Source organism: Actinokineospora sp. NPDC051303, from assembly GCF_055586285.1.
The window spans coordinates 1-17,672 of record NZ_JBVJIN010000067.1 but is presented as its reverse complement, the minus strand read 5'-3'; the positions used below and the strand labels follow the sequence as shown (position 1 = coordinate 17,672).

General features: G+C 71.7%; 11 protein-coding genes. 9 read left to right on the top strand and 2 right to left on the bottom strand.

All coding sequences use genetic code 11. From position 1 onward, the window contains the following. Window positions 1-27 precede the first annotated feature (27 nt). The 4 genes from ACZ6SD_RS29845 (at window position 28) to ACZ6SD_RS29830 (ending at window position 6,966) form a co-directional block, all read left to right on the top strand. Complete coding sequence (locus ACZ6SD_RS29845) at window positions 28-1,872, top strand: IniB N-terminal domain-containing protein (RefSeq protein WP_465320349.1); 1,845 nt, start codon at window positions 28-30, stop codon at window positions 1,870-1,872. A 153-nt stretch (window positions 1,873-2,025) separates the two neighbouring features. Further along, window positions 2,026-3,861: a dynamin family protein gene (locus tag ACZ6SD_RS29840; RefSeq protein ID WP_465320357.1), complete on the top strand. Its 1,836-nt coding sequence runs from the start codon at window positions 2,026-2,028 to the stop codon at window positions 3,859-3,861. After that, a complete protein-coding gene (locus tag ACZ6SD_RS29835; protein WP_465320348.1) occupies window positions 3,858-5,072 on the top strand; it encodes a hypothetical protein in 1,215 nt (404 codons plus the stop codon). Before ACZ6SD_RS29840 ends, ACZ6SD_RS29835 begins: the two co-directional genes overlap by 4 nt. A gap of 484 nt (window positions 5,073-5,556) precedes the next feature. Continuing rightward, a complete protein-coding gene (locus ACZ6SD_RS29830; RefSeq protein WP_465320347.1) occupies window positions 5,557-6,966 on the top strand; it encodes a DUF2867 domain-containing protein in 1,410 nt (469 codons plus the stop codon). A gap of 33 nt (window positions 6,967-6,999) precedes the next feature. On the opposite strand, the gene ACZ6SD_RS29825 is transcribed toward ACZ6SD_RS29830, so the two are convergent. Further along, window positions 7,000-7,863, bottom strand: a complete 864-nt coding sequence (locus tag ACZ6SD_RS29825; protein ID WP_465320346.1) for a sucrase ferredoxin — start codon at window positions 7,861-7,863, stop codon at window positions 7,000-7,002. After that, window positions 7,860-9,215 carry a cupin domain-containing protein gene (locus tag ACZ6SD_RS29820; protein WP_465320345.1) on the bottom strand — a complete coding sequence of 452 codons (1,356 nt, stop codon included), beginning with the start codon at window positions 9,213-9,215 and terminating at the stop codon, window positions 7,860-7,862. Before ACZ6SD_RS29820 ends, ACZ6SD_RS29825 begins: the two co-directional genes overlap by 4 nt. A 52-nt stretch (window positions 9,216-9,267) precedes the next feature. On the opposite strand from ACZ6SD_RS29820, the gene ACZ6SD_RS29815 reads away from it, so the two are divergent. From ACZ6SD_RS29815 to treZ, 5 genes are all read left to right on the top strand, one after another. Continuing rightward, entirely contained in the window at window positions 9,268-9,861 is a 594-nt protein-coding gene (locus ACZ6SD_RS29815) for a hypothetical protein (protein WP_465320344.1), read from the top strand. Continuing rightward, the gene (locus ACZ6SD_RS29810; protein WP_465320343.1) at window positions 9,813-11,021 is read left to right on the top strand and encodes a serine/threonine-protein kinase; all 1,209 of its coding nucleotides are present in this window, start codon (window positions 9,813-9,815) and stop codon (window positions 11,019-11,021) included. Before ACZ6SD_RS29815 ends, ACZ6SD_RS29810 begins: the two co-directional genes overlap by 49 nt. A 122-nt stretch (window positions 11,022-11,143) precedes the next feature. Then, window positions 11,144-13,267, top strand: coding sequence for a glycogen debranching protein GlgX (gene glgX / locus ACZ6SD_RS29805; protein WP_465320342.1), 2,124 nt, complete (start codon window positions 11,144-11,146; stop codon window positions 13,265-13,267). Beyond that, a complete protein-coding gene (gene treY, locus ACZ6SD_RS29800) occupies window positions 13,267-15,522 on the top strand; it encodes a malto-oligosyltrehalose synthase (RefSeq protein WP_465320341.1) in 2,256 nt (751 codons plus the stop codon). Before glgX ends, treY begins: the two co-directional genes overlap by 1 nt. Further along, window positions 15,519-17,273: a malto-oligosyltrehalose trehalohydrolase gene (gene treZ / locus ACZ6SD_RS29795; protein WP_465320340.1), complete on the top strand. Its 1,755-nt coding sequence runs from the start codon at window positions 15,519-15,521 to the stop codon at window positions 17,271-17,273. The genes treY and treZ overlap by 4 nt, the downstream gene beginning before the upstream one ends. Window positions 17,274-17,672 lie beyond the last annotated feature (399 nt).

Genomic DNA, 17,672 nt, shown 5'->3' with positions numbered 1-17,672 from the left:
TACGCAAACCCTCCCCAAGGAGATTCGTTGTTCACCTCGGACCTGACCCTGCACGACTTCGTGCTCCAGCTGCTCACTGACGAGTCCGCGCGGGCCGACTTCCTCGCCGACCCGACCGCCGCGCTGTCCGCAGCGGGCCTCGGCGACGTCACCGCGCAGGACGTGCAGGACGTCATTCCGCTGGTCGCGGACTACGCCCCGATCGGCGACCTGGACTCGACCACGGCCGACGCCATCGCGAAGCTGCACGACGTCACCGGCGCCACCAACGACGTCACCGGCGTCGCAGGCATCGAGATCTCGATCAACGACGCCTCGCTCGTCGGCGGCGCGGAAGGCTCCACCGAGGGCGCTGACGGCGGCCTGACCATCGACACCGGCCACGGCGTGCTCACCACCGGCCTCGCGGGCGCCACCGACGGCGTCAACGGCGGCGTCGCGTTCGAGTCCGACACCGTCACCACCAGCACCGGCGTGGCCGCGGGCGCCGAGGGCGCCGCGGGCAACCTGGGCGTCGACACCGCCGCCGCAGGCGCGGCCGCCTCGACCGCCGCCACCACCGAGGGCGCCTCCGCCCGCACCCTGGTCGAGTCCGACCACGCCACCACGCAGGGCGGCCTCGACCTGGCCACCGAGGGCGGCGCGGCGGGCTACCTGTCCACCGAGACCGACTACGCGACCACCGACTCCGCGCTCGACGCCAGCCTGTCCGGTGTCGATGGCGTCACCGCGATCGAGTCCGACTACGCGGCCACCGCGGGCGGCGTCGAGGCTGGCCTCGGCGGCGCGAGCACCTGGACCACCACCGAGTCCTCTGTCGGCTCGCTCTCCGGCGGCCTGGACGCCTCCACCGGCGGCGTCGAGGCGTCGGCCACCACCGACTCCGCGCTGGGCGAGCTGGGCGCGAGCACCAACCTGGGCACCGACGGCGGCGTCGGCGGCTTCGGCATTGACACCGAGCACGTCACCCTCAGCGGCGGCTTCGGCGCGGGCACCGATGGCGGCGAGGGCGGCCTGGCCCTGGAGTCCGACCTGGCCGACCTGGAGCTGGGCGGCGGCGCGAGCACTGACGGCGGCGAGGCCGGTCTCGGCCTGGACACCGACCTGGTCGAGGTCAACCTGGGCGGCGGCGCCCGCGCCGACGGCACCGAGGGCGGCCTGGGCATCGAGACCGACCTGCTCTCCGTGGAGGGCGGCTTCGGCGGCGAGTACACCGACCTGTCCGGCGCGCTCGGCGTGGAGACCGCCGCTGGCGACCTCGCGCTGACCAACCTGGGCACCCCGGACCTGGCCGCCCCGTCGCTGCCGGAGCTGGAGGCCCCGCAGCTCGGCTCGGTGACCGACCTGGTCGACCTCGACCCGGCCGCCGTGCTGGACTCCGACCTGGCGCGTGGCGACCTGTCCGCGGGCGCCGTGGCCGACTTCGTCGCCGCCGGTGGCGACCTGACCGCGGGCGCCGACGCCGACGCCGACGGCTCCGTTGGCCTGGGCGGCTTCCTGACCACCGTGCAGGACGCCGTCCCGGCCGACCTGTCCGCCGATCTCCCGGTCGAGCTGCCCGCCGTCCCGGCCCTGCCGGTCGACAGCCTGCCCGTCGAGCTGCCCGCCGTTCCGGCCCTGCCGGTCGACGGCCTGCCCGAGGTTCCCGCGGACCTGCCGGTCGACCTGCCGACCGACCTGCCCACGGACCTGCCGGTCGACCTGCCCGTCGACCTGCCGGAGCTGCCGGTCGCGAACCCGCTGGAGACCGTCCACGAGGTCACCCACACCGTCACCGACACCGTCGAGGACGTCGTGGACAGCACCCCGCTGGCCGGGCACGACCTGCCCGACCTGGGCGAGCTGGCCCACGGCGTGGACCTCGGCCACTGAGGCTGCCTGAGCTAGCACGGGCGGCGACGCCCCTGTGACGTTCGGTCATGCGAGACTCGACGGTCTCCGGCACTGCGCCGGGGACCGTCGAGTCGTTTTTTCGACCCCACCGGTTTCACTCCACCGGGGAGACACGGCACACTCGTCCGGGTGATGGCAGCGCCGCCCTGGCTGGAGATCCTGGACGACACCATCCGCGCCTGCGCGGCGCAGCACCGGGAAGACTTGGTCGACAGACTTCTTGAACGGCGAGCGCGCCTGCTCGAACCCGGGCGGCGTGTCGTGGTCGCGGGCTACCCGGGTCAAGGCAAGAGCCAGCTCGTCAACGCTCTTATCAGCGCTAACGTCTGCGCGGTAGGCGACGACCTGACCACAGCCGTCCCCGCGGTCCTCAGACACGCCGAACGCCCCACCGCGGCCTTGGTGACCGAGGACCGCCCCGCCCTCGGTGGCGCGGCCGAGCAGTCCACTCCCCCGATCGAGAACCCCCCGATCGAGGCATTGACCGCGCACGCCAACAAGCTCGCCCTGGTGCGCGACGACGTGGTGCGCACCGAGATCGGCCTACCCCGCTCGCTGCTCGGCTCCGGGCTCGTGCTGATCGACACACCCGCGTTCGGCGACCCGGCCTGCCCGCGCACGACCCGGGCGATGACCGTGCTGGCCGAGGCGGACGCCGTGCTGCTGGCCACCGACGCCACCAGCGAGCTCACCGCCCTGGAGCTGGAGCTGCTCACCCAGATCATGCGGCTGTGCCCGACCGTGATCGTGGTCCTCACCAAGATCGACATGGTGCCGGGCTGGCGGGCCGTGGCCGAGGCCGACCGGCGTCGGCTCGCCTCGGCCGGGCTGGCGGCGGTGCTGGTGCCGGTGTCGTCGGTGCTGCGGCTGGCCGCCGTGCGCAAGGAGGACCGCGCGCTCAACGAGGAGTCCGGGTTCGCCCAGCTCATCGGCGTCCTGCGGCGCGACGTGCTGACCGACCCGGACCGGGTGGTCGCCAGGGCCGCCGCGGCGACCAGCGGACTCGCCGTGGACCAGCTCATCACCCCGCTGCGCGAGGAGTTCGACGCGCGCGGGCCCGCGACCGACCCGCGCGCGCTGGCCGACTGGCAGGCCGCGGGCCGCCGGGTGGAGCAGTTGCAGCGCGAGGGCGCCCGGTGGCAGACGCTGCTGTCCGACGACGTCGCCGACTTGATGTCGGACATCGACTACGACCTGCGCGACCGCACCCGGCGCATCCTGCGCGAGGTCGACGACTACTTCGAGGTGGCCGACCCGGTGAAGGTGTGGCCGGAGTTCGAGGTGTGGATGCGGGAGAACCTGACCAACGTCGCCAAGGTCAACTCCGACTGGCTGCTGGAGCGGTTCGAGTGGATCGCCGCCCGCATCGCCCGGCACGTCATCCCCGACGCCGACCGGCTGCCGTCGGCGCTGCTGCGCGAGGTGTCCGAAAGCCACGTCGCCGGGCTGCGCAAGCCGAACATCGAGAAGTTCACCCCGGTGCAGAAGATGTTCGTCGGCCTGCGCGGCTCCTACAGCGGCCTGCTCATGTCCGGCCTGGCGACCACCCTGGCCGGGCTGCCGCTGATCAACCCGATCTCGCTGGGCGCGGGCGCGGCGTTCGGCGCGCGCAGCGTGTTCGAGGAGCGCGGCGCCCGCCTCAAACGGCGGCAGGCGATCGCGAAGACCACCGCGCAGCGGCACGTGGACGACTTCTTCCTGTCCTACGGCAAGGAGACCAAGGACGCGACCCGGCTGATCCACCGCAAGCTACGCGACCGGTTCAGCGAGGTCGCCCAGGAGCTGCGGGAGGCCGCGACGGAGGCGGCGCGGACCATCAAACGCGACTTGGACGCCCAGGCCGCGGCCCGCACCGCCCGCGCCGCCGAGGTCCGCCGCGACCTGGAGCGCCTGATGGCGCTGCGCGCCCGGATCGAGACCATCCGCGGCCCCCGCACGGTCGCCGCGCCCCGAGGGCTGAGCGCGTGAGCCTGAGCGAGGCGGCCTGGGTCCTGCTGGACCGGGCACTGGCCGTGTACCGGGACAGCCCGCGCGCCGACGCGTTCCTGCGCGCGCACCTGGCCCGCCTGGACGGCCCGCTGCGGCTGGCGATCACCGGTCCCCCCAAGTCGGGCCGCTCGACCCTGCTGGACGCGATAGTCGGCGCCGCGGTAAGCACCCAAGGCGACCGGCTGACCGTGGACTGGCCAGGCGAGGTCGAGCTGATCGACGCCGAGCCGGACACCGTGCCCGCCGACGCCGACGTCCTCCTGCACCTGCTCCCCCACCCCGGCGGCGCCGACCTGCGGGCCCTGCGCGCCGCCCAGGAGAACCCGGTAGCCCGAGCGGCCCCCGTCTCAGCCCTCGTGGTCCTCTCCCGCGCCGACGAACTAGGCGCGAGCCGCGTCGACGCCCTGGTCTCCGCCCGCCAAGTCGCCCGACGGCACGCGCGGTCCCCTGAACTGCGCGGCCTGTGCCAGGACGTGGTGCCCGTGGCCGGGCTGGTCGCATTCACGGGCGCCACCCTGACCCCCGAAGAGGCGGGCGTGCTGGCCACCCTGGGCGCCATCCCGCGCACGGACCTGGAGTCGTCCCTCCTGTCGGCCGACCGCTTCGCCGCCCCCACCTTCCCGGCCCCCATCGACGCCCCCACCCGTACAGCGCTGCTGACCCGCCTCGGCCTGTTCGGCGTCCGCCTGGCCATCACCCTGGCCCGCCGCGGCTTCCGCACCCAGGAATCCCTGTCAACGGAACTAGTCCGCGGCAGCGGCATAACCGACCTCCGCGACGCCATCGGAGCCAACTTCACCGACCGCGCCGAAACCCTCAAGGCCCGCTCCGCCCTGATCGCCTTGGACGTCGTCCTACGCCGGGAACCCCGCCCACCAGCCGCCCCACTGGCCGCGGACCTGGAAAGAGTCCTGTCCAGCACCCACGACCTCCGCGAACTACGCCTCCTAGCCGCCCTCCGCACCGCCCGAGTAACCCTGGGCGACTCAACCGAAGAAGCCCGCTACCTACTGGGCGGCCATGGCACCGCTCCCACCACCCGCCTGTCACTAACCCCAGACCCTTACGAAGCGGTACTGCGCTGGCGAGCCCTAATCGAAGACCCCCGCCTAGACGACCGAGAACGCCAAGCAGCCGCAGTGGTAGCCCGAAGCTGCGAAGAACTCATGCTCACCACAGCAGACCGATAAGAGAAGAACCCCCACCAACACTCGCCCGCCCCCCAACGCAACAGGGCACAACACCTACCCACCAGCCACCCAGCCCGCCAAGTGCTCGACCAGGGTGCAGCGCAACGAAGTTCCCACCTACCAAGCCACACAAAGGTCCGCCAACTGCTTGACGTGGGTGCAGCGAGCGAACCCGCCCGACTGCCAACCGCACCTAACGCTGCCAGGTGCTCGATGGGGTGGAGTGGTTTCTTCGGGGGAGAAGGAAGATCGCTAAGCTGGCTGCGCGTGTGAGGCCGGAGGCTTCCCACCCTCTTTCACACGGGCGATCTTCCTTCGTAGGGGCCCCGAAGAAACCACTCCACCCCATCGAGCCGACCCCACGAAGCCCAGGACTCCACCCCATCGAGCAACCCCCAGAGCCAGCCACCCCACGAACCCCAGCCCACAAGCAGCCACCACGCCCAAGAGCTACGGTCACTCCATCAAGCGAGAGGGAGCGCCCATGGCAGACCCACTGGTCGCCATCGCCGGGGCCAGCGGATACGTGGGCAGCCGCCTAGCGCGAGCCTTCGCCTCCGACAGCAGGCCAGTAGTCGCGATAGGACGGCAAATCGAGACATTGCCCGCTGGCGAACACATCCGAGCCGAGCCCATCGACGTCAGCGACACAGACGCGCTCACCAAAATCCTCCACGGCGTGCAAACGGCCTACTACCTCGTGCACGCCATGGCAGGCGGCAGGGACTTCGCCGACCGGGACCGCGAGTTGGCCCGATCGTTCGCCAACGCGGCAGCGACGGCAGGCGTGCGGCGAATCGTGTACCTCGGCGGCCTGGGCCAGCACAGTCTTTCACCGCACCTGCGCAGCAGGCAGGAAGTGGGCCAGTTGCTCGGCGCAGCCGGGGTGCCGGTCGTGGAGTTGCGGGCGGCGGTGGTGATCGGGTCGGGAAGCATCTCGTTTGAGATGGTCCGGTATCTAACCGAGCGCCTGCCAGTGATGGTGTGTCCGCGCTGGGTGGGCAGCCGCGTGCAACCGATCGCAGAGGCCGACCTGCTCGCCTGCCTGCGGTCGGCAGAAGACGAGTCGGTGCCCGCCGGGGTGCACGAGATCGGCGGCCCCGATGTGCTGACCTACCAGGACCTGATGCTGACCTACGCCAAGGTGCGCGGTCTTCCGCGCCGCCGGATCGCGCGGGTTCCATTGCTGACACCGGGGTTGTCCGCACGATGGGTGGACGTGGTGACCCCAGTCGACCGCGCGGTGAGCCGGTCGCTAATCGACAGCCTCACCACCGACGTCGTGGTCGCCGACCCGTCCCCCGCGTTCACCGCCCCCACCCCAGTCGCCGAGGCCATCCGTTCGGCCCTGAACACCCAACGCGACCAGGTCCCCCAACAGATTTTCGATTTCGACAACGGCATCCGCGACGGCGTCTTCACCCTGACCACCGAAGTCCCGATGACCCCGTCCGACGCCAAAGGCGCCCGCCTGGACCTGCGCGAATGCGGCGGCAGCCTGCGCTGGTACGGCTGGGCATGGGCGTGGTGGCTGCGGATCATCCTGGGCACACTGTTCGGCGAGCGACTGTCCCTGCACCGGCCCACGAAGGTCGAGCGCGGCGCCACCGTCGACTGGTGGACAGTGGCCGACCTCAGCGACCACCACATCGTCCTGCTGACCGAGAAGTGGTTCTGCGGCGAAGCCTGGCTGGCTTACCGAGTCACCGGAAAGAAGCTGGAACAGGTAGGCGCACTACGCACCCGCGGCCTCTTAGGCTGGATCTACTGGCGCGCGGTCTACCCAATCCACCTCATCGTGTTCCGCGTGATGGCCCGCAAACAGGCCCGCCGCGCCCACGCCCTATCTCAGGCCGCAAGACAGCTCCCCGGAGATCCACCCGCAGGCACATAGAGCAACCCCGAACCCCAGCGAACTCGCCCTTCCCTAGCCACCGAGCGACACCAGCTCGAAGTGCCGAATTGCGGCGGGCACGGAAGCCGCGCACGTCAGCGGTGTGTCGCTGCGCTGGAAGACCGCCCGCACCCGGACCACCCCGCTGCCGGTCAGCGAGACGTCCCACAGCTCGTGCCCGACCCGGCGCACCGACTCCGGTGGGAACGACTGGATTCCGGACTCTCCCGTCCGCTCCCGGACGAACTGCTGCGCGGCCTGGACCGGCGCGGAGAACGTCGACCGCCCTCGCAGATGCGGCACGTCAAGCAACCCGGCCTCGTGCCGTTCAGCGATCGAAGGGCCGCGCGCCGCGGGCACTTGCCCGTAGTAGAGCCCGTGCGGCAGCACTAGCAGGTTCGCGGCGAATCGGTCGCCGCCGATGTGGGAGCACTCCCAGGTTTGGGTGGGCCGGGCGGTGGCGAGGCTGGCCGCCAGGGGGCGGCCGCGGATCGCGCAGCAGGTGTCGTGTTTGCCGTGGGTGCAGACCAGGTAGGCCGGGTCGGGTGACGGGGCGCCGCGTGGGGTGGTCAGGGTGAGGTCGAGCAGGTCGGCGGGGGTGTCGAACGGGGTCCACCAGATTCGCTCACTGCCGGGGGTGGAGTCCGCGAACGCCCACTGTCTGCGGCCCGGCGGGGTGCGGCCGGGTCTGCGGATCAGCAGGACGCGGGCGTTGACCGCCGCCGCCTGGGCGGCCACGGCGGACACCACGGGCGCGGGTAGCGCTGAGTCGCGCCACGGGTGGGCGCCCCACGGGCCGGGTTGTTCGATCAGCAGCCAGTGGCGCACGGGAGGCGCGCTCGCCGCGGGCTGGTCGCCGCGGCGAAGGCACCCGTCGGCGCAGCGTTCGCGGGTCAAGTCCTCTTCCGCATGGGCACGAGGATGCCCTCTTGCAGCAGTCTGCGCACGAGGACTGTCTGGTCCGCCACATCCAGCCCCGGCAGCTCGCCGACCGCCCACGGTTCCCCGGTGAGCAGGGCCGCCAGCGCGGGACGGGTGGCCTCCGGCAGCGACAGCCGATCACCCGGAACCTCCAACACCACCCGCCCATCCTCACCGCACATGCGGTGGCGCAAGCCTTCGCGCAACCGCACCAGCGTCTCTTCGCTCACCGACTGCGCGGCTTCGGCTTGGGCCAGCGGGGCGAGCGGCTGCGGCCGGGCACCCGACCACACCCGTTCCCGGACGACGCGGGCCACCTCGTCGGGGGTGGTCTCGCGCAGGGTGCGGGCCAGCGCCGCGACCGTCTCGGCCAAGTGCGGGGCCAGCTCGTCCGGGTCGGCGGCGTTGATGCCCAGCGGCAGCGTGGCCCGCAGGTCCGGGTCCCGCCCGGCGAGCCGCAGCAGCGCCTCGACCAGGGTGTGCCGGGTCAGCACGTGGACGCCCACCGTCAGGTGCGCGGACACCCCGGCGAGCGACTTGGCCGAGTGCAGGTAGCCGCGCGGCAGGTAGAGGGCGTCGCCGGGAGCCAGCACAGCGTCGATCAGCGGCGGCTCCGTGGCCCGCGCGGCGACCGCGTCCGCCCGCTTGTCCCACGGCTGGTCCCGCAGCGGGTCGGGGTGCACCGGCTCGTGGATCAGCCACCGCTTGCGCCCGGCGACCTGCAGGACGAACACGTCGTGCACGTCGTAGTGCGCGGCGAACCCCTGCGCCGACGCGGGCGTCACATAGGCGTTGACCTGCACCGGGTGCCCCAGATCGACCCCGAGCCGCCCGGCGAACGAGATCAGCGGCGGCCACAGCCGGTGCAACCCCTGCAACACGACCGTGGCCCCCTGGCCGAACAGCCGGGCCACCTGGTCGTCGGCCACCTGGTCGGCGATCTCGGCGCCGACCCCGCCGCCCCGGGTGAACTGGCTGGACGAGAGCACCGCGCCGTCGCGGGCCAGCCGCAGGAACGGGGTGCGCAGGCCCCGGCGGGACAGGAGTTCATCGACGTCATCGAGGGTGAGCAGGTCGTCAAACGGCTGGGGCAGGTCCGCGGCGCGGGTGAGCAGCGGCGCGCGGCCCCAGTGCTCGGCGGCGAAGGTCTCCGGCGCGACGCCCACACAGCGACGCAGCGCCGCACGATTCGCCGTGGGCAGGTAGGCCGCTGAGTCCGCGTCTGTCCGGTGGGCCGTCGCACCCGCCGGGTCGGGCTTGTTCGCGGGAGCGGCAGACCGGTTCACTGCGGGTCGGGCGTCGACCTCACCTGGGACCCGCACTGCCATCGGCGCCCCCGTCCGCACCGCCGTCGGAACCAGCGCCGCCGTCCGCCGGGCCGTGTTCCCGACTCGCGCCGCCATCGGCCGGGCCGTGCTTGAGGCCCCCGGCGCCGCTGTCCGCGGGACCATGGCCACCGGTCGCGCCACTGTCCGCCCCGCCGTCAGCGCCACCGTCGCCCCCGGCGCCACCGTCAGCGCCACCGTCGCCGCCCGCGCCGCCGTCAGCTCCGCCATCCGCGCCGCCATCGCCCCCGGCTCCACCGTCAGCGCCACCGTCACCGCCCGCGCCGCCATCGGCTCCGCCATCCGCGCCGCCGTCATGCCCGCCGGGCACGCCGCCCGCGCCGCCGTCCGCCAAGCCGTGCTCGCCGATGTGGCCGCTGCGGATGTCGTCGTCTTCCAGGGACATGGCCCCTCCTCCTGCTGGGTGTCGGTGTGGAACGGGCTCGCTCCCCGGCCCTGGTACCCCCATTCGGGTAACCTCATGCGCCCGAATGACGCAGCCACCCCGCTGGGTGAGAGCTTCCACCCGATCAAGGACGACGTTTGGTTGTGCGGGCAACGGGGTAAGCACTGGTGGGTGACGCACGGGCAGGAGGTCGCATGGGGACGGGCACGCTGCTCGACGACCGTTACCGACTGGGTGAGTTGATCGGCGCGGGCGGCATGGCCGACGTGCACAGCGCCGTCGACACCCGGCTGGGGCGCGAGGTCGCGGTCAAGTTGTTTCACCCCAAGGCGACCGGCGCGGCCGTGACCCGGCTGGAGACCGAGGCTCGGCTGCTGGCCGGGCTGTCGCATCCGGGGCTGGTGCGCGTGTTCGACGTGGCCGTGGACAACGAGCGGCCTTACCTGGTGATGGAACTCGTGCGCGGCACCACGCTGCGCGGTCTGCTCGATGAGCGCCAGCTCGACACGGACATGGTGGCGCGGCTGGGAACGCGGCTCGCGGACATCCTCGACCACGTGCACTCGCACGGCATCGTGCACCGCGACGTGAAGCCGTCCAACATCCTGATCGACCAGGACGGCGCCTGCTACCTGGCCGACTTCGGCATCGCGCGGGCGATGGGCGGCGCGCGGATCACGTCGACGGGCCGGTGCGTCGGCACCGCCGCTTACCTGGCGCCCGAGCAGATCCAGGGTGAGACCACCGGGCCGCCGGGCGACATCTACTCCCTCGGACTGGTGCTGCTGGAGTGCCTGACCGGCGGCCCCGAGTACGACGGGTCGGACGTGGAAGCGGCCCTGGCGCGGCTGACCCGGTCGCCTGAGATCCCCGACTGGCTGCCGCCGGTGTGGGCGGAGACGCTGGCCGCGATGACCGCGCGCAGGCCGCAGGACCGGCCGGACGCGGCGGAGTGCGGGCAGCGGCTCGCCGCCGCGGCGCTGTTCGGTCCGGTCGAGCGGCCGGGGCGCATGCCGTGGCAGCGCACCCGGGCGCTGACGGGACCGTCAAGGCCGGTGCGGACGCGGCGCGCGGGCCGTCGTCCCGGCTTGCTGCACGCGGGGGTCGCCGCCGCCGCGCTCGCCGCGGGCGGGCTCGCCGCGCTGCTCGCGACCAACCCGTCCAGCGCCCACTCGCCCCCGGTGGGGCCGCCGTCGGTGTCCGAGGCCGCGCCGAGCGCCGCGCCGCGGCTGCCCGCGGTCACGGCCGCCACCCAGGTCATCGAGGTGCCCGCCGCGCGGACCGTGGTGGTCACGGCGCCCCAGGCCGAGTCCCGCCCGGAGCCGGAGGACAAGCCGAAAGAGGGCAAACCGGGACGAAACGGCAAGGGCGGCAACAACCGCGGCGACGGCGACGACGGCTGAACCCGTCGTGTGTGCCGGGTGACACGGCGCCGCGTCCAGCGCCCAGGGGGCGCCTCCCAATATGGTGACGAATGACAGCCTCGCGGCCGTACCCCGCGGCCGGGCGTGACCGAGGAGAACGTGTGCGGCCCTGGCCCGGAACCCCTTACCCGCTCGGCGCCACCTACGACGGCGCGGGCACGAACTTCGCGTTGTTCTCCGAGGTGGCGACAAACGTCGAGCTATGCCTGTTCGACCCGGACGGCTCCGAGCACCGGGTGAAGCTGCCCGAGGTCGACGGCTTCGTCTGGCACGGCTACCTGCCCGGGGTGTTGCCGGGGCAGCATTACGGCTATCGGGTGACGGGTCCTTACGATCCCGAGAACGGCCAGCGGTGCAACCCGAACAAGCTGCTGCTCGACCCGTACGCGAAGGCGGTCGAGGGCGAGATTCGCTGGGAGCAGCCGGTCTTCGGCTACCCGTTCGGCGATCCGCACCAGCGCGACGACTCCGACTCCGCCGCCTACACGCCGAAAGCGGTGGTGGTCAACCCGTTCTTCGACTGGGCGAACGACCGGCCGCCGAAGATCCCGTACAACGAAAGCGTCATCTACGAGGCGCATGTGCGCGGCCTGACGATGCTGCACCCGGCCGTGCCGCCGGAGTTGCGCGGCACCTACGCCGGTTTGGCGCACCCTGCGGTGATCGAGCACCTGACCAAGCTCGGCGTGACGGCGATCGAGCTCATGCCGGTGCACCAGTTCCTGCACGACCACGGGTTGCAGGACCGGGGGCTGCGCAACTACTGGGGCTACAACACGATCGCGTTCTTCGCCCCGCACGCGGAGTACGCGGCGCAGACGGCGCAGGGCGCGCAGGTGGCCGAGTTCAAGGCGATGGTGCGCACGATGCACGAGGCGAACATCGAGGTCATCCTCGACGTCGTCTACAACCACACCGCCGAGGGCAACCACCTGGGGCCGACGCTGTCGATGCGCGGCATCGACAACGAGGCGTACTACCGGCTGGTCGAGGACGACCAGCGGTACTACATGGACTACACCGGCACCGGCAACTCGATGAACGTGCGCAACCCGCACACCTTGCAGCTCATCATGGACTCGCTGCGGTACTGGGTGACCGAGATGCGGGTGGACGGGTTCCGCTTCGACCTCGCCGCGACGCTGGCGCGCGAGTTCTACGACGTGGACCGGCTGTCGGCGTTCTTCGACATCGTGCAGCAGGACCCGGTGATCAGCCAGGTGAAGCTGATCGCCGAACCGTGGGACGTCGGGCCGGGTGGCTACCAGGTCGGCAACTTCCCGCCACTGTGGACGGAGTGGAACGGCAAGTTCCGGGACACGGTAAGGGATTTCTGGCGCGGTGAGCCCGCGACGCTCGGCGAGTTCGCCTCGCGCATCACCGGGTCGTCCGATCTGTACCAAGAGGACGGACGCAAGCCGTTCGCCTCGATCAACTTCGTCACCGCGCATGACGGCTTCACCCTCAACGACCTGGTCTCCTACAACGACAAGCACAACGAGGCCAACGGCGAGGGCAACCGCGACGGGGCCGACGACAACCGCTCGTGGAACTGCGGAGCCGAGGGGCCGACCGACGACGCGGACATCCTGGCCCTGCGGGCCCGGCAGCGCCGCAACATGATCGCGACGCTGATGTTGTCGCAGGGCGTGCCGATGCTGCTGCACGGCGACGAGATGGGCCGCACCCAGGACGGCAACAACAACGGCTACTGCCAGGACAACGAACTGTCCTGGGTGGACTGGTCGCTGGCCGAGGAGAACGCCGACTTGGTGGAGTTCACCACGGCGGTCACGGCGCTGCGCGCGCGGCACCCGGTGTTCCGGCGCAGGCGGTTCTTCCAGGGCAGGCCGATCCGCAGCGGCGACGAGCTGCGCGACATCGCCTGGTTCACCCCGTCCGGGCAGGAGATGTCCGATGAGGACTGGGGGTCGGGGTTCGGCCGGTGCGTGGTGACGTTCCTCAACGGCGAGGGCATCCCCGACCTCGACCAGCGCGGCGAGCGGGTCACCGACGACTCGTTCCTGCTGTGCTTCAACGCCCACCACGAGGACATCGACGTGACCGTGCCGGACGGGAACTACGGCGCGAAGTGGGAAGTGGTGCTCGACACCGCGACCGGCGAAGTGGCTCCGGTGGAGCGGGAGACTTTCTCGGGCAAGAGCATTATGGTGCTGCCGTCGCGGTCGCTGATCGTGCTGCGGCGCATCGGGACCGAGGACTGATGCGCGCGCCGAGGTCCACCTACCGGGTGCAGATGCGGCCCGGCTTCGGGTTCGCCGACGCCGCCGAGATCGCCGACTACCTGGCCGAACTGGGCGTGGGCGCGCTCTACACCTCGCCGATCCTGACCCCGACGCCCGGGTCGACGCACGGCTACGACGTGGTCGACCCGACGCGGGCCAATCCGGAGCTGGGCGGCGAGGAAGGCAGGCGCGCGCTGGTGGCGCGGCTGCGGTCGCTTGGCCTCGACCTGGTCGTGGACATCGTGCCGAACCACATGGCGGTGGAGGTCCCGGCGGCGAACCCGTGGTGGTGGGATGTGCTCACCCATGGCCCGGATTCGCGGTATGCGGGGTATTTCGACATCGAGTCGTTCCCGATCCTGGCCCCGGTGCTTGGGTCCGATGAGGACACCGACAAGCTGATGGTCGACGGCGACCGGTTGCGCTACTACGAGCACGAGTTCCCGATCGCGCCCGGCACCGGCGCCGGCTCGGCGGCCGAGGTCCACGAGCGCCAGCACTACCGGCTGATCAACTGGCGGCGGGCGAGCGCGGAGCTGAACTACCGGCGGTTCTTCGACATCACAACCCTCGCGGGGGTGCGCGTCGAGGACCGGGAGGTGTTCGACGCCACCCACGGCGAGGTGCTGCGCTGGGTCGCCGAGGGCGAGGTGGTCGGCCTGCGGGTGGACCACCCGGACGGCCTCGCCGACCCGGGCGGCTACGCGCGGCGGCTGGCGGCGCGGGCCGGGTGCTGGGTCGTGGTGGAGAAGATCCTGGAGCGCGGCGAGGCGCTGCCCGGGTCGTGGCCGGTGGCGGGCACGACCGGCTACGACGCGCTGCGCGAGGTGTGCGGGGTGTTCATCGACCCCGCCGCCGAGGCGCCGTTCACCGAGCTGGCCGAATCCCTTGGCGTGCCGACGGATTACGACGCGGTGCGCGCGGAGTGCAGGCGGCTCATCACGGACACGTCCCTGGCGTCGGAGGTCCGCAGGATCGCCGCCCTAGTGTCCGATGTGGACACGGACCGGGCGCGGCGGGTGGTGGCCGAGCTGATGGCCGCTTTCCCCGTCTACCGGTCGTACCTGCCGGAGGGCGAGAACCACTGGCTGGCGGCCGTGGCGCAGGTCCGCGAGCGCTGCCCGGACCTCGCGGACGCGGTCGACGCGCTGGACACCCAGGTGCGCGCGGCCCCGGCGGGCGAGCTGGCGACCCGTATTCAGCAGACCTCAGGCATGGTCGTGGCCAAGGGCACCGAGGACACCACGTTCTACCGCTACACCCGGTTCGTGGCGCTCAACGAGGTGGGGAGCTGCCCCGACCAGTTCGGCGTGAGCCTGGACGAGTTCCACGCCGCGCAGGCCGCCCGCGAGACGGCCCACCCGCAGGCGATGACCACACTGTCCACTCACGACACCAAGCGGTCGGAGGACGTGCGGGCCCGGCTCGCGGTGCTGGCCGAGCTGCCCGACGAGTTCGCGGACAACGTGCGGCGCTGGAGCGCGCGCCGGGGGCTGCCCGAGCCGACGCTGAACCTGTTGGCGTGGCAGAGCCTGCTGGGCGCGTGGCCGATCAGCGCCGACCGGCTGGCCGCCTATCTGGACAAGGCCGCCAAGGAAGCGAAGGTCCGCACCTCGTGGACCGACCACGACGAGGAGTTCGAGGCGGCCGTGCGCGCGTGGCCCGGCGAGGTCCTCGGCGACCCGGTGCTGCTGCCCGAGATCAGGGCGTTCGCCGAGAAGATCACCCCCTACGGCTGGTCGAACTCGCTGGGGCAGAAGCTGGTGCAGCTCGCCGGTCCCGGCGTCCCGGACGTCTACCAGGGCAGCGAGTTGTGGGATCTGTCCCTTGTGGACCCGGACAACCGCAGGCCGGTGGACTTCGCCGCCCGGCGGGCGCTGCTGGAGCGGCAGCGGCCGCCGGTTGACGACACCGGCGCGGCGAAGCTGCACGTGGTGCGCACCGTGCTGCGGCTGCGGCGCGACCGGCCCGACCTGTTCACCGGATACCGCCCGGTGGAGGCGATCGGAGCCGCGGCCGAGCACGTCGTCGCCTTCGAGCGCAACGGCCTGATCGCCGTGGCGACCCGGTTCCCGGTCCGGCTCACCGGCTGGGGCGACACCCGGCTCGACCTCGACGGCAAGTGGATCGACAAACTCACCGGCCGCCAGACCGACGGCGGCCTCGCCGACCTGCTCACCGACTATCCCGTCGCGCTGCTGCTGCGGGGAACGCACCCGCGAGGTGGCCGATGAACTCCGACGCCCCAGTCGACCACTCGGACGACGAGCACTTCCGCGTGTGGGCGCCTGACCGGACCCGCGTCCAACTGGCTCTGGGGACCAACCACCACGAGATGACCCGCGACGACCGCGGCTGGTGGCACGTCCACGTTCCCGGCACCGGCGCGGGCACCGACTACGCTTTCCTGCTGGACGACGACGAAACGCCGCTGCCCGACCCGCGATCGCCCTGGCAACCCGAAGGCGTGCACGGGCCGTCGCGGCGCTTCGAGCACCGCGCGTTCGAGTGGACCGACGCCGCGTGGGCGGGCCGGGCGCTGCCGGGAAGCGTGCTCTACGAGCTGCACATCGGCACCTTCACCGAGGAAGGCACGTTCAACGGCGCCATCGAGAAGCTCGACCACTTGGTGGAGCTGGGCGTGGACCTGGTGGAACTGTTGCCGGTCAACGCTTTCGACGGCGCCGCGGGCTGGGGCTACGACGGCGTGCTGTGGGGCGCGGTGCACCAGCCCTACGGCGGGCCGACCGCGTTCAAGCAGTTCGTCGACGCCTGCCACGCGCGCGGCATCGGCGTGATCCTCGACGTGGTCTACAACCACCTCGGCCCGTCCGGGGCGTATCTGGACCGGTTTGGGCCGTACTTCGCGGGCAAGAACATCTGGGGTCCCACGCTCAACCTCGACGGCCCCGGCTCGGACGAGGTCCGCCGGTACGTGCTGGACAACGCCCTGGGCTGGTTCCGGGATTACCATGTGGACGGTCTGCGGCTGGACGCCGTGCACGCCCTGGTGGACACGCGCGCGACGAACCTGTTGGAGGAACTGGCGATCGAGGTCGACGCGCTGGCCACCGCGCTGCGCAGGCCGCTGACGCTGATCGCCGAGTCCGACCTCAACGACCCCCGGCACGTCACCCCGCGCGCCGCGGGCGGCTACGGCTTGGACGCGCAGTGGTGCGACGACGTGCACCACGCGTTGCATGTGGCCCTCACCGGCGAGACTTCGGGATATTACGCGGATTTCGCCGCCCCCGGCGCGCTGGGGAAGACCTTGCGCTCGGCGTTCTTCCACGCGGGCACTTGGTCGTCGTTCCGCGAACGCACCCACGGCAGGCCGGTCGACACCCGCACGACCCCGGGCCACCGGTTCCTGGCGTACCTACAGAACCACGACCAGATCGGCAATCGCGCCACCGGAGACCGCCTCACCGCGACGATCCCGGTGGCGCGGGCGCTGTGCGGGGCGGCGCTGCTGCTGTGCTCCCCTTACACGCCAATGCTTTTCATGGGCGAGGAGTGGGCGGCCACCACCCCGTGGCAGTTCTTCGCCTCGTTCCCCGACCCGGACCTCGCCGAGGCGGTGCGCACCGGCCGCCGCCGCGAGTTCGGCGCGCACGGCTGGGGCGAGGCCGAAGTCCCCGACCCGATGGACCCGGCGACGGTCCTCAACTCCACCCTGAACTGGGGCGAACTGGCCGACCCGGCGCACCGAGCCACCTTCGACACCTACCGCACCCTGATCGCATTGCGGCGCACGCATCCCGAACTGAGCGACCCCCGCCTAAACCACTTCCACGTGGACCACATCGACGGATGCGTGCTACTGCACCGGGGCCCAATCCGGGTGGCCGCCAACCTGGGCGAAAGTGCCGCCACCATTCCCGTGCCCGTCCGCACCACCTTGCTCACCGCAGAAGGCGCCCAGATCGAGCCGAACAGCCTGTGCCTGCCCCCCAACACATTCGCGATCGTCACCACCCGCTGAACGGGCAAGCGTCGAACCCGACGAGGTCGGGACAGCAAACCCGAGCACCTGCCAACCAAGCCCGCCCCTGCCAGGTGCTCGATGGGCTGGAGACAGCGAACCGGCCTTCCTGCCAGCCGCACCTAACGCTGCCAGCCACCCGTAGGAGCGGACCAGCGAACCCACGCTCCTGCCAGCCGGACCCGAAGCTGCCAGGTGTTCGATGGGAGCAGCGAGCAACCCAAGCCCCTACCAGCAGACACCCAACCCTGCCAGGTGCTCGATGGTGTGGACCGAACAGGAACCCGAGCATCTGCCAACCGCCGCCCGGTCCTGCCAGGTGCTCGATGGGGTGGAGTGGTTTCTTCGGGGGAGAAGGAAGATCGCTAAGCTGGCTCCGCACGTGTGAGGCCGAAGGCA

Excerpts from the sequence above, each read along its gene's own strand:
- ACZ6SD_RS29840 (WP_465320357.1), top strand. The coding sequence starts at position 2,026 with ATGGCAGCGCCGCCCTGGCTGGAGATCCTGGACGACACCATCCGCGCC.
- ACZ6SD_RS29830 (WP_465320347.1), top strand. The coding sequence starts at position 5,557 with ATGGCAGACCCACTGGTCGCCATCGCCGGGGCCAGCGGATACGTGGGC.
- ACZ6SD_RS29820 (WP_465320345.1), bottom strand. The coding sequence starts at position 9,215 with ATGGCAGTGCGGGTCCCAGGTGAGGTCGACGCCCGACCCGCAGTGAAC.
- ACZ6SD_RS29810 (WP_465320343.1), top strand. The coding sequence starts at position 9,813 with ATGGGGACGGGCACGCTGCTCGACGACCGTTACCGACTGGGTGAGTTG.
- treY (WP_465320341.1), top strand. The coding sequence starts at position 13,267 with ATGCGCGCGCCGAGGTCCACCTACCGGGTGCAGATGCGGCCCGGCTTC.
- treZ (WP_465320340.1), top strand. The coding sequence starts at position 15,519 with ATGAACTCCGACGCCCCAGTCGACCACTCGGACGACGAGCACTTCCGC.